7 protein-coding genes are annotated in these 13961 nt (G+C 43.7%); all 7 read left to right on the forward strand.

Annotated elements, in window-relative coordinates:
* The first annotated feature begins 22 nt into the window (after nt 1–22).
* The 7 genes from recC to Q8W26_RS14485 all read left to right on the forward strand — a co-directional run bounded on the left by recC (nt 23) and on the right by Q8W26_RS14485 (nt 13925).
* Nucleotides 23–3574: an exodeoxyribonuclease V subunit gamma gene (gene recC, locus Q8W26_RS14455; RefSeq protein WP_305473677.1), complete on the forward strand. Its 3552-nt coding sequence runs from the start codon at nt 23–25 to the stop codon at nt 3572–3574.
* The gene (gene recB / locus Q8W26_RS14460; protein ID WP_305473678.1) at nt 3567–7208 is read left to right on the forward strand and encodes an exodeoxyribonuclease V subunit beta; all 3642 of its coding nucleotides are present in this window, start codon (nt 3567–3569) and stop codon (nt 7206–7208) included. The genes recC and recB overlap by 8 nt, the downstream gene beginning before the upstream one ends.
* Complete coding sequence (recD, locus tag Q8W26_RS14465) at nt 7205–9133, forward strand: exodeoxyribonuclease V subunit alpha (RefSeq protein WP_305473679.1); 1929 nt, start codon at nt 7205–7207, stop codon at nt 9131–9133. Before recB ends, recD begins: the two co-directional genes overlap by 4 nt.
* Before the next feature lie 78 nt (nt 9134–9211).
* On the forward strand, nt 9212–9865 hold the full coding sequence (gene pdxH, locus Q8W26_RS14470; protein WP_101213430.1) for a pyridoxamine 5'-phosphate oxidase: 654 nt from the start codon (nt 9212–9214) through the stop codon (nt 9863–9865).
* A gap of 49 nt (nt 9866–9914) precedes the next feature.
* Complete coding sequence (locus tag Q8W26_RS14475) at nt 9915–10376, forward strand: isoprenylcysteine carboxylmethyltransferase family protein (RefSeq protein WP_101213429.1); 462 nt, start codon at nt 9915–9917, stop codon at nt 10374–10376.
* Nucleotides 10377–10419: 43 nt separating this feature from the next.
* Complete coding sequence (locus Q8W26_RS14480; protein ID WP_305473680.1) at nt 10420–11403, forward strand: FAD:protein FMN transferase; 984 nt, start codon at nt 10420–10422, stop codon at nt 11401–11403.
* Nucleotides 11404–11909: 506 nt separating this feature from the next.
* Nucleotides 11910–13925: an SIR2 family protein gene (locus tag Q8W26_RS14485; protein WP_305473681.1), complete on the forward strand. Its 2016-nt coding sequence runs from the start codon at nt 11910–11912 to the stop codon at nt 13923–13925.
* Nucleotides 13926–13961 lie beyond the last annotated feature (36 nt).

Below are 13961 nucleotides of genomic sequence, written 5' to 3' on the forward strand. Positions count from 1 at the left end.
TTTATGCCATGGCGAGGCGCGTGTGTTTCATCTTTATCATTCCAATAAATTGGCTGTCCTTAAGAGTATTTTAGCCCATTTAATTAAAACCGACCCCCAACCTAATCCGTTTGCTAATGAACAAATTTTAGTACAAAGCCCGGGGATGGCGCAGTGGCTGAAAATTGAACTGGCGAAAGAGCTGAGCATTTGTGCCAACATAACTTTTCCATTACCAGCCAGTTTTATTTGGCAGACCTTTGTTAATGTCCTTGGTGATGTCCCTGAGCGCAGTGCCTTTAATAAAGATGCGATGGCGTGGCATATCATTGCGCGCTTACCGTTACATATCCAGCGCCCTGAGTTTAGTGAGTTAGCTCAATATCTTGAAGATGATGAACCGCTCAAAACCTATCAGTTAGCGTATAAAATTGCCGATATTTACGATCAATATTTAGTGTATCGCCCACACTGGATTGAGGCATGGCAACAAGGCAGCGTCGAATTTAGTGACGATCAGCCATGGCAAGCGATTTTATGGCAAGATTTAGCACAAACCATCATTGCTAGCGGCCAGTCACACTATCATCGTGCCAATTTATACGAACATTTAATCGCCGCGCTAAAACAACCCGACGTGGTGACTAAGTTGCCACAACGAATTTTTGTTTTTGGTATTTCGGCATTGCCGCCAAAATATCTTGAGGCGCTTCAGGCGATTTCGGCTCACTGTGAAGTACATTTTTTCTTAAATAACCCGTGTCAGGTCTATTGGGGCGATATTCTTGATGCGAAATGGTTGCAAAAATTAGCCAATCAGCAACGTGCTGCCTACCCGTTAGCCCAACTCGATGAGTCAGGTCATAGCGTGGCGCAGCGGGCCTTACTGAGTCAAAACGGTATTATTCACAGCAGTAACAGTCAAGACAGTGAAGCGCAGTTTAATGAAAAAGGGGAGCTAATGATCGGTAACCCTCTGCTCGCGTCATTGGGTAAACTCGGGCGTGATAATCTTGCGTTAATGGTTGAGCTCAACGCGCAAGAGGTAGAGGTATTTATCGAAGCTGAGTCACCAAGTTTACTCGGACAAATTAATAATGATATTTTACATTTACAAGACCCAACCTTTATCGCGCAAACGAAAGAGCAGTTAACTGCAATAGACAACCGTAAAACCATCGCCGATGACGATCATTCAATCATAATTCATCAATGTCACAGCCCAATGCGTGAAGTGGAAATACTCCACGACCAACTACTGGCGATGTTTGCCGCCGATGACTCACTCACCCCTAAAGATATTGTGGTGATGATGCCGGATGTGAACGCTTATAGTCCATACATTCAGGCGGTGTTTAGTCAAAGTAAATACCATAAAAGCGCAGGTGAGCAGGGCGGTCAAAGTCAGTTTGATAATCCGCATCAACATAAGCGTATCGATTTCTCAATCTCAGATCGCAGCGCCGAGCAAGAAAACCCGATTATTTTAAGTTTCCTAACCCTATTACAGTTGCCGCACACGCGTCAAAGCAGCAATGAATTGTTTGCCTTGCTCGAAGTGCCCGCCATTATGGAAAACTTTGGTTTAACGCCGCAAAGCCTTGAAACCTTAAAGCTGTGGATTGATGAATCAGGCATTCGTCACGGCCTTGATAATACTCAGTCTAATAGCTGGCAATTTGGTCTTAACCGCATGTTTAAAGGGTATAGCCAAATTGAACAAGGCCAAAGCCTATGGGCTGACATCTTAGCCTATCCAGAGTCATGTGGTTTGGCCGCTGAAGAGCTGGGACAACTGGCGCAGTTTGTCGAATTTGTTGAATATTACACCCAAGCTTTGCCCCAGCCGCAATCGTTTGAACAATGGAAAGGGCTGCTAGATACGCTTATCGAGCAATTTTATTTATCAACGGTGGAATACGATCAAGAGTTACAGCTGATCCGCGATTGTATTAAAGCCTTTGGTGAAGAATTGGCGATGGCACACTACAATGATGCGATTAGCCACGAGGTGCTGTTTGAACATCTGGTGTCTAAGTTAAATCAAGGGCAATCGAGTCAACGCTTCTTAGCGGGTAAACTGAATTTTTGTACCCTGATGCCGATGCGCTCCATTCCTTTTAAAGTGGTGTGCTTGTTAGGCATGAATGATGGGACCTACCCAAGAACGATTGCACCATTGGGTTTTGATTTAATGGCTAATGATAGCCAGAAAGGCGATCGTAGCCGTCGTGATGATGACCGTTATTTATTCTTAGAAGCGATGCTCAGCGCGCAGCAACAGCTCTACATTAGTTATTGTGGTCGCAGTATTAAAGATAATAGTGAACGCTGTCCGAGTGTGTTGATTGATGAGCTGACCGATTACATCAGCCAAAGTTATCGCCTTGAGTCATTGCCTGAGGTTAAAGCGGGTGAAGAGGCCACACTAGAAGAGTGCAGTGAGCAGATGTTAGCGCACCTGATGGTTGAGCATCCACTGACGCCTTTTAGTGCGCCTTATTTCACGAACGCGGCAGACTCATCAAACAGCCTATTTACCTATCAGCAAGATTGGCTAGCTGCGCTAACCAGTGAGGTCGCTCAGCAACCCTTTATGAGCGAGCCGCTGCCTTGGGTCAACGAAAATCCCGTGATTGAATTAGATCAGCTAAAACGCTTTTTCAAACAGCCATGCCAATACTTTTTAAATCAGCGCTTAGGCATTTATTTTGGTCAGCATGACGTTGAATTGCAAGACAGTGAGCCCTTTAACCCTAATGGTTTGGAAAGCTATTTGGTTAAAGCGCAGTTACTCCAAGGTTATTTATCCAACCAAGAGCTGAGCGTGATTAACCAGCTGCGCGCCGAGGGTATTTTACCCCACGGTCACTTTGCTGATTTATACCTTGAGCAGCAAACCGACACCATGTTTGAGCTCGCCGCCAGTGTGAAGCCTTATTTGATGACGCCGAATGATGATGTTGAAGTTAATTTATCCCTGAACACGTGCGAAGGGGAAATGACCCTACAAGGCTGGCTCAAACAACACATGTCACCTTGTGGTTTAGTGCGCTATAAATCAGGCAAAGCCAACGCGAAGTTTTTTATCGAGTGTTACCTCGATTACCTATGTTATAGCGCTTGTCGCCCTAATTCAGAACAACTGCCAGAACAATTGTCAGAGCAGTCATCAGTGCAGCTTTCGGGACAGTCTTATGATGTGCTGATGTTTGCACAAGACGGGCAGTGGCGTTTTAGTGCGATGGAATCCGAGCAGGCGATAAAACATCTCGAGCGTTTAACCAATTTCTTCATCGGTGGTCAATGTAGCCCGCAAGTGTGGTTTATCCAAAGTGCCTGGGACTATATCAATGTGCTATTTGAGGAGCGCTCGCTCAGTTTAACCGATGATGAAAAGTCTGTAGCCAAAGCGCACAAGGCGTTATTAAGCCGCTTTGAAGGGGGCTTTATGATGACAGGAGAAGGGCAAGATCCTTATATCGCGCGCTGCTTTGAACAACTCGATGAGCAAACTATCAGTGAATTAATCACTAATGCCATCGATATCCTACTGCCCCTGCGCCAACAACTAGAGGAGCTTGACGGTGAATAATTCAGCATCAGCACCACAACAACCAACACCGCAAGCCCTTGATGTCATGACATTGCCACTGCATGGCGAGCGTTTAATTGAAGCATCGGCTGGTACCGGCAAAACCTACACCATCGCTGGTTTATATCTTCGCTTATTGTTAGGGCACGGCAGCCTAGGCGCGGCACACCCGCAGCGCTTAACCGTTGACCAAATCTTGGTGGTAACTTTTACCGAAGCCGCGACCAGTGAATTACGCGATCGGATTAGACGCCGTATTGTTGAGGCACGCAATGCGTTTTTATCAGGCTTTAGTGACGACCCGTTAATTAAACCATTGCTTGAACAATCTGCCAATCATCAGCAATGCGCACGCTATTTGTTACAGGCATTAAGGCAAATGGATGAAGCGGCGATCTTTACCATTCACGGCTTTTGTCAACGCATGTTAAAGCAACATGCGTTTGAGTCGGGCAGCTACTTTGAAACAGAGTTTGTCACCGATGAAACCAGCATTCGCGTACAAGTGGTGGAAGATTTTTGGCGTGAACATTTTTATGGCACTGCCGAGCCAATCGATTTAGCGTTAGCAACCTTGGTCAATAGCTACTGGGCCTGTCCCGAGAGTTTGCTTGGCGAGATTGCCAATTACTTAACCAATCCGTTTTTACAAATAAAAGACAGTGGTGAAGATTTTTGCTTAAAAGAGCGTTTAAGCCAAGCGATAGCGAGTTTTGATGAGATTAAAGCGCAGTGGCAAGGGCAGTGTGAGCAAGTCCTTGATAGCATTAATGGCGCGAACATCGATAAGCGCAGTTATAGCAGTAAAAACTTACCGAAATGGTTCGATGAAGTGTGCCATTGGGCGCAAGCTGATTCAGCGGATTTAACAATCTGTAAAAACCTTGATCGTTTTTCACAAACGATGCTGACTGAGAAAACCAAAACCGGGCCTGCGCCAAGCTTACCAATTTTCAGTGCTATCGATGATTTTTTAACTCAGTCGGTCAGTTTAAAAGAAAGCATCATGGCTAAAGCGATTGACTATGTGCGCGCGCATATCGCCAGTCACAAGCAGCAAGCCTCACTATTATCTTTTGACGATTTGTTAAGTGGCTTAGCTAATGCCCTAGGCCAAGCGCAGCAAGGCAGCCTTGCGCAAAAAATTCGTAGCCAATATCCGCTGGCAATGATTGATGAGTTTCAAGATACTGATTTAATGCAGTATCAAATCTTTAATACTATTTATGGCTTGTCCCCAGCGAGTGACGATGAGATTGCTCAACAAGGGCTGTTGATGATTGGCGATCCGAAACAAGCCATTTACGGTTTTCGAGGCGCGGATATTTTTACCTACATCAAAGCGCGTCGCAAAGTCCCTAATCATTACACCCTTGATACCAATTACCGTTCATCGACTGAGATGGTCGCGGCGGTCAATGCACTGTTTGCGCAAAGTGATGCGCCGTTTATTTATCAACAAGATATTGCATTTCATCCGGTCAAAGATGCCAATAAAAAGCCTTACTTTGCCATGGACGGTGTTAAACAGGGTGCCATTAGTCAGTGGTTACTTCCTAGTGATGCCCCTGTTAATAGCGCGAGCTATCAGCAAAGTATGGCCTTGGCCTGTGCCACTCAAATCAATCAATTATTAACCGATGCGCAGCAAGATAAAGCGCAAATGATAACCCCAACTAAGGGGAATGAGCCCGAACAGCGGCGAGGTGTTGTCGCCAGTGATATTGCGATTTTGGTTCGGACCGGCACCGAGGCGAATTTAGTGAAACGTGAACTTGCTTTGCAGGGGATCAGCAGTGTTTATTTATCGAATCGTGATAGTGTTTTCTCAGCGCCCGTGGTCAGTGATGTATGGCGTTTGCTATCGTCAATCCTAGAACCAACGAATGCCCGCTTGTTACGCAGCGCCATGGCCACGCCTTTACTCGGACTAACCGCGACACAGCTTGATCAACTCAATAATGATGAGCGCTTATGGCAGGGCTGTGTTGAACGCTTTGAGCATTTTCATCAGCGTTGGCTTGATGTCGGTATTTTAGCGATGTTACGCGAGCTTATTCATCGCGAGCATATTCCTGCAAGGTTGCTAAGCTTGCCTGATGGTGAGCGTCAACTAACTGATTTATTACATATCGGTGAGGTGTTGCAGCAACAGTCCCTTGAAATACAAGGCGAGCATGCACTGGTGCATTGGCTTGCGGAAAAAGTGAATTCGACCGAACAAGACAATCAAGAACAGCAACTACGCTTGGAGTCAGATAAAGATTTGGTGCAAATTGTCACCATTCATAAATCCAAAGGCTTGGAATATAACTTAGTCTTTTTGCCGTTTATCTGCGCGTTTAAACAAGCAAAACAAGCGGTTTATCATCAAGACGATAAAACCATTGTTGATTTATCAGTGAGTAAAGAAGCGCTGGCCTTAGCGGACGAAGAGCGCCTTGCCGAGGATTTACGGCTATTATATGTAGCGCTAACTCGTGGTGTTCATCACTGCTGGTTAGGCTATGCGCCATTAAAATCTGGCCGCGCGACCAAAGATGGCAAAACTGATTTACATAAAAGTGCGATTGGTTACCTCTTACTTGGTAAAGAAGTCACCACTTATCACCAATTAAGTGAAAAATTAGCGCAGTTAGCGACAGACTACCCCTTTATTGAGCTAATTTCGCCACCCAACGAGCGCTTAATGCCTTATCAGGCGCTAGCGACATCGACTGAGACGCCGCAAGTGTGTGAATTTGATAGCGTGATTGAAAATGATTATTGGATCACCAGCTATTCGGCGCTTTCAAAAACCGTGCATCACAGCAAAACAGACAATGTGGATGCCAGCACCGAACAATTTGATATTGATTGGGAAGCGGGTATTGATGAAACCGTCGATAGCCTTGCTGAAGAAACGCCAAGCCAAGATATCTTTAGCTTTCCGCGCGGAGCCCATGCGGGAACGTTTTTGCATTTATTGTTTGAAGAAATTGATTTTGTTAGCGCCCATGGCGATGAGCTGCGTAACAAAGTTGCTGAGTTATTAGAAGCATCGGAGTTTGACGAGGTGTGGCTTGATGTTTTAGTCAAGCTAGTCGCTGATGTGCTTGATAGTGCGCTGGATGATGACTTTAGCCTAAGGCAGTTATCGATGGCAGATAAGCAAGTGGAGATGGAGTTTTTCATGCCAATCTCTGCGATTAGCTGTGATGATATCAATCCCGTGTTAGCCAAACATGACGCACTCTCTAAGCAAGCCGCTGCGCTTAACTTTTCGCAAGTGCAAGGGATGATCAAAGGCTTTATCGATTTAGTGTTTGTTCACCAGGGTAAGTATTACATTTTAGATTATAAGTCGAACCATTTAGGCGATAGCCCGAGTGATTATGATAATCACAATATAAGTCAAATGATGATCGATCACCGCTATGACTTTCAATATCAGCTTTATACCTTAGCGCTGCATCGTCTGTTGCGTTCGCGTATTCCTGATTATGACTACGAGCAGCATTTTGGCGGGGTTTATTATCTCTTTTTACGCGGAATGGGCCACGGAGACGATCCGAGCCATGGCATTTTTAGTAACCGCCCAACCCAAGCATTTATCGAGCAACTTGATGATTTATTTGCAGGAGTACCCGCATGATGCAGCAGCCATCAATTATCTTAACAATTTTATCTAAGCTGGTGGCTGATAATAAAATCAGAGCCTTAGACTATCAATTTGCCCGCTTTATTGCCCAGCATGACGCGAATCCATGGGTGTTGTTAGCCAGCGCGTTAACTAGCTATCAATCGGGGTTAGGGCATGTTTGTGTCGACACCAGCAGGCTATCGAGGCAGCCAATTTTTGGTTTGCTCGATCGTGAAGTCGCGCTGTATTTTGCTGATTTTCCGTTAGCGAGCAATTGGCCGCAACAGTTATTAGAACAGCTTAGTGCCAGTGCAGTGCAGGGAACAAACGCGCCATTAACCGTGGTAAAACAACGCATTTACCTACAGCGTTATTGGCAGTTTGAACAACAAATTTGCGCCTTTTTAACTCAGCGCGCGGTGCACTTTAACCCACAAGCGATTCGCCCGTTACTCGAGTCATTGTTTAAGCCTAGTAACGACATTGATTGGCAACAGGTCGCGGTGGCAATTGCGAGTGCGCAGCAGTTTAGTGTCATCTCGGGCGGTCCCGGCACCGGAAAAACCACCACTGTGACTAAGCTGTTGGCGCTATTGGTGCAAATGCATCAACAACAGCGTCAACAACAGAACCAGCAACAATCCCAGCACCAGTCGCAAGATAAGGGACTTAAGATTGAGCTGGTGGCACCGACAGGTAAAGCCGCTGCCCGTTTAACCGAGTCGATTAGCGGCGCAATTGATAAGCTTGATGTCGATGATGACATTAAAGCGTTAATCCCAAGTGCCGCCAGTACCATTCACCGTTTGTTAGGGGTTATTCCCAAGCGCACGGCGTTTAAACACAATCAAGATAATCCATTGCATGTCGATGTATTGATTGTTGATGAAGCGTCGATGATTGATATTAGTTTAATGGCCGCGCTCTTTTGTGCCATTGCCCCACACACTAAAGTCATCCTGTTAGGTGATAAAGATCAGCTCGCCTCGGTAGAGGCGGGCGCGGTGTTTGCCGATATCTGTCAGGGGCTAGTCAATGGTCAGCCCAATTATGATCAGGCGATGCGTCAGTGGCTAGCCGAGCAAACCAGCTTTGCTATCGAGCAAAACACCAGCGCACAGCAAACAACACCGTTATCAAATAGCTTGGCATTATTACAAAAAAGCTATCGCTTTGATGCCAATTCAGGCATTGGCGCACTGGCAAAAGCCGTTAATCACAGCGACATTGGCGCATTGCAAAGTGTGTGGCAGCAAGGCTTTAATGATATTGAGCTCTATCCGCTCAATGAGCAAAGCCCGCAAGCGATTGTTCAAATGGCGGTCAATGGCTATGAAGATTATTTACGCGCGGCTAAAACGGTGCAAACCGAGCAAGATGTTGAACAAGTTCTCGCTCTATTTAACCAGTTTCAATTATTAACGCCTTTGCGCGGTGGTCAATATGGTTTAGAGCAGCTGAATCAGCGTATCGAGCAACGGCTAAAAAACTTTAACTTAATCGATAGTCGCCAAGGCGTTTGGTACATCGGTCGTCCTGTCATGATAAGTAGTAACGATCACGCCCAACAATTATTTAATGGTGATATAGGTATTGTCCTGCCTGATATTGATACACCAGTAGGTGAGCCTAATAAAGGTCGGGTTTATTTTAAAATGGCCGATGGCAACATTAAATCCTTTTTGCCAAGTCGTTTACCTAGCCATGACACGGTTTATGCGATGACCATTCATAAGTCACAAGGCTCTGAGTTTGATCATGTGTTGATGGCACTCCCTGAGCAGTGGAGCGGATTATTAACCAAAGAACTCATTTACACGGGTATTACCCGAGCGAAGAAACGCGTTGATTTATTTACGCCGCTGGCAGTGCTAACCAAAGCAACTCGCAGCCAGACGGTGCGCGATAGTGGTTTAGCTGATGCGTTATATCTGTAAGTAGTTATTGGTATTTTTGATTAACGGGTTATAATCGCGCTAACGATTATGGCTTATTTTGATGGATTTGAGAGTTAGATGTCATTATTAACAAAACTGCGTTGTTTAATCACCGCGGGGCAAGGGGTTACTGGGTCGAATATTCAAGTCGATGTGTTGGATGATCCGATTAAGATGTTTGGTCAGTGGTTTGAACAGGCCAAAGAAGCAGGGATTGTGTTGCCAGAGTCGGTGACGGTGGCGACGGCGAGTCAGTCGGGGATACCATCAGCGCGGGTGGTGCTGCTGAAATCGTTTGATGACAGTGGGTTTACCTTTTACACTAATTACAACAGCCGTAAAGGGCAAGAGTTGGTGGAAAACCCACAAGCAGCGATGGTATTTCATTGGAATATCTTACAGCGTCAGGTGCGTATTGAAGGACGTGTCGAGCGAGTTAGTGAAGCTGAATCGCTTGAATACTTCCATTCGCGCCCTCGTGGCAGTCAGATAGGCGCTTGGGCGTCATATCAAAGCCAAGAAATCGAATCACGTGAAGTATTAGCGCAAAAGTCGGCGGAACTTGAAAAGAAATATGCGGGTAAAGATATTCCACTCCCACCATTTTGGGGCGGTTTTAAGGTGATCCCAACGCATATTGAACTATGGCAGGGCCGCGCCGATCGTCTACATGATCGCTATTACTTTACGCAAACCGGTAATGGCTGGCAGCGCACGCTGTTATCGCCATAAGCGCTAATCGTGTTAAAAGGCACAGGGTCAAAAGACACAGGGTGGTGAGATGTTAAGTCATTTAGAACATAAAATACCGCCACCCGTGTGGGCGGCGCTTTGTGCCGGACTGATGTGGTTGGTTAAACCCTATGCCACTTTTCCTGCTGCGCTTGTTGCATACACTCTAATGCTAGCCGTATTTATCGCACTGGTAGGCATCGCCATCGATTTAACCAGTGTGTGGCGCTTTTTTCGCAATAAAACCACCATTAATCCACTCAAACCTGCCGCCTCGACACTAGTTACCTCGGGTATGTATCGTTTTAGCCGCAATCCAATGTATCTTGGCATGTTATTGTTGTTAATCGCGTGGGGCATCTACTTATCATCGTTTGCCGCAATCGCCTGTGTTGCACTTTTTGTATTGGTGCTCAATCGATTGCAAATTGTGCCTGAAGAGCGTGCTTTACTGGCTATATTTGGTCAGCAATATCAAGATTATTGTCAGCGTGTTAGGCGCTGGTTATAGCAGACTTTGCACAATTGCATGGTTTTTCAATAAGGGTGTTTTTGTGAAGTTTTCACGTAATTTAAGTGTGTTCTTTCTATTTATCGCGTTAAATCTCGTTAATATTACTGCCCAAGCCGCTTGGTATCAACAGGAGCAGGCTATTATGGGCACTAGCGTACGGGTTGAGCTATGGAGTGACGATAAGCTCGCCGCTGACCGTGCGATGGCCTCGGTGATGACAGAAATGAAGCGCATTGATCACCTAATGAGTCCCTATAAAAGCCATAGTGAACTGTATTTAATTAATCAGCAAGCGGCGAAAAAGCCCTTAGTTATCTCTGATGAACTTTATCAAATCATTGATAAGTCATTAGTGATTGCAAAGCAAACCCAAGGCTCGTTTGATATCAGTTTTGCCAGTATTGGTTTTTTATATGATTATCGCAACAAGGTTAAACCGACTAACCAACAAGTAGACTCCCAGCTAATCGCCATCAACTATAACAATATCTTGCTAGATAGAAACAACAGCACGATTTTCTTCTCACACCCCAATGTTAAAATTGACTTAGGCGGCATAGCAAAAGGTTACGCCGTTGACAACGCAATTAGCTTACTAGCGCAACAGGGGGTAAAGCATGCGCTGGTTACTGCGGGTGGTGATACCAAACTCTTAGGTGACAGGCGAGGGCGTCCGTGGGTGGTTGGCATTCAAGATCCGCGCAATAAAAATAAACAAGCAGTCAAACTGCCATTAATTAATGAAGCGCTATCAACCTCAGGTGACTATGAGCGCTATTTCGAGCAAGATGGCGTCCGTTACCACCATATTCTCAACCCCAAGACCGGCTATGCCGTCACTGGGGTACAAAGTGTATCTATCACCGGACCACAATCAATCATGACCGATGCCCTATCAACCAGTGTGTTTGTACTAGGAGTTAAGCAAGGACTAGCATTGATTAACTCTCTTGATGGTTACAGCGCGATAATCGTCGATGATCAGCGAAAACTGCACTTCTCAGCGGATTTAATGGCAAATTAACCGTAATCCTCTATCATGTCACTCCCGCAATGCATCCTTCCGTCATTCCCGTAGTGTTTTGAGCGGGAATCTTGGGCTGGGTGTGGTTGGTTTGAGGCGGCTGTAAAAGATCCCGGCTGAAAACACTGCCGGAACGACGGCAGTGGGGGAGCAACACCGCAGTTTAAATTGAACTGGCTTGCATTTAACTCTCAATGTAATGTAACTCGTCGCCGTACAGAGCTTTCGATGGTTTTCAAAGAAAATGTTCAATCTTGCTTGTATAGAATTCTGTTTTTGTTTCTTATTACTATTTTTGTTTTTTGTTCAAATATAAACCTAAAACTGCTTAATTTATTCTAGTTCATTTATTGGCTAAGAATCACCTTACAAATATTATATTAGCTTGTCGATAGATAAAATTTACTTATATAATGTGCAATCTGTAAATAAATGATAGCTATATTTACTAAATTAGGATTTATCTTTTCTTCCCTAATAGCTATTTATTCAACATAAGGAATTGTATGTATCCAGAGGTACCGGGTGAATTAAGAGATGCAATAGAAAATGACAAGCTAGTTGTATTTGTAGGTGCTGGTTTATCAATAAACAGCGGTTTGCCTGGATGGGGGCAAATAGTTTCAGAATTGCTGCAAGAGAATAAAGACTACATTAACAAGGCAGATGCTTTTCGAGCAGCACTTGAGTCAGGGATAATGAGCCCACTTGATATACTTGATAAAATCGAAGATAGTCGGAAAACGGTTTTTTCTGCCTTTGAAAAAAAGTTGTCTGAGACAACTCCCAGCGATTTACATAGTGCTTTTGGAAAAATATCTAGAAGATTCGTTACAACAAACTTTGATAAGTTAATTGAATCAAGTGCTAATATAAAACAAATTATTACTCCGGACAGTAAGTTTAACCTTGGAAAAATTGATACGGAAGAAGAGTTTGTTCTGAAGCTTCACGGTGATATAGATCGGGTCGATAACTGTGTGGTTTTTAGTAGCCAGTATGAAGAGTTGTATAAGAATGAACAATTATCTACTTTCCAGCTAAAGAAGTTATTTTCCTCATATACAGTGCTGTTTGTTGGGTTTTCATTTACAGACCCTTATGTTACTGAGTTATTCAATTTCGTTACGAATTTGCAAGAAGATTTAGGTCCTAGACACTTTTTTATTTCGAATATTCAGGAGGATATTCGAAATGTTGAAGATAAAAAAATTCGAGCTCTAGAGTGTATTGACATTAACGATTTCTCTCAGTTGCAGCCTTATGTTGAGTCGCTGATAACCATAAAATCAACTCCTAGTCTTTCTCCTTCTCAACTTGTTTCTTCTACAGAAACCCTTTCTCCGCTTTATAAAGATATTGATGGAAGCGATATTGCCCCTGAAGTAACTGGTTGGGTTGGGCGTAAGGGGGAGTTGGACATTCTTAAGTCGGATGTATTTAGAGTTGTATTCATAACTGGCTTTGGTGGGGAGGGGAAATCCGCTTTAGCGTCTTACTACCTACAGCATGAGCCTGATTATGAGATTGCTGAATGGAAAGATTTTAAAGAACAAGATCATAAATTTCAGCATAAAATTATTTCAATGATAAGACGGCTAAATTGTGATGTTAGCGTAGATGACCTAATAGGCTTTTCAGATAGTGAATTGATCCAACTGTTTTTTAAAAAGCTGGGTAATAAAAAAGCCGTCTTTGTTCTTGATAATGTGGACAGTTACATAGACCTTGAGAATTTTGAGCCAACAAATGGAATAGGTGAGCTTTTTGAGGTTGCTATGTCTGCGGAACATAATTCTAAATTTATATTTACATGCCGGCCATTCATTCAATACGCTAAACCTAGATTTATTCAGTTAAACCTCCCTGGGTTATCTGAAAAGAATACTATTGAATACTTCGTAAATGGTGACATTGGAATAAATAAAGAAAAGCTTGTAAGTTATGCGAAGAAAGCTTATTCATTAACAAGCGGACATGCACTTTGGCTGAGCTTGATACTAGCTCAATCAAAAAAAGGAGAGAAAGCATTAAAGGATTTTCTGGATAAAATAGGCACCGGATCAACAATTGACAAGAACGACACTTCGATAATGTCGAAGAATGTATTAAGTAGTGTGTGGGAGTCTTTACATGAAAGAGATAAGCTGGTTTTAAGGACGTTAGCTGAAACGGTCGTGGCTGAAACGGAAGAAGATTACGCCGAGATTTTAAAAGACGAGTTGAATTTCAAAAACTATCAAAAAGCACTTCGATCCTTACGGAGTTTTAATTTAATTGTAGAGAAAAGAGATAGCAAATATATCGAGTTACACCCTTTAGTTAAGCAATTTGTTATAACGAACTATCCTCCTGCTGAAAGAGATAAATATATATCTTATTTAGTACGGTTCTATGATAAATGGGTTGTTGTACTCAAAGAAAAAATGAGCTCGAAGCTTAGTTACCAAGAGTTTTCAAATTTTACTAATAAAGCTGAGTTATTCTGGTCTAATAACACTGGACACTTCGATTTAGAATAATACTATTATTAATCGAGGTGAGTATGACAACAAAAC

It is taken from the genome of Psychrobium sp. 1_MG-2023 (genome assembly GCF_030689115.1).
In the GTDB taxonomy this organism is placed as follows: domain Bacteria; phylum Pseudomonadota; class Gammaproteobacteria; order Enterobacterales; family Psychrobiaceae; genus Psychrobium.

Bases quoted from the DNA above. Each gene is read 5' to 3' on its own strand.
- recD (WP_305473679.1), top strand. From the start codon at position 7,205: ATGATGCAGCAGCCATCAATTATCTTAACAATTTTATCTAAGCTGGTG.
- pdxH (WP_101213430.1), top strand. From the start codon at position 9,212: ATGTCATTATTAACAAAACTGCGTTGTTTAATCACCGCGGGGCAAGGG.
- Q8W26_RS14475 (WP_101213429.1), top strand. From the start codon at position 9,915: ATGTTAAGTCATTTAGAACATAAAATACCGCCACCCGTGTGGGCGGCG.
- Q8W26_RS14485 (WP_305473681.1), top strand. From the start codon at position 11,910: ATGTATCCAGAGGTACCGGGTGAATTAAGAGATGCAATAGAAAATGAC.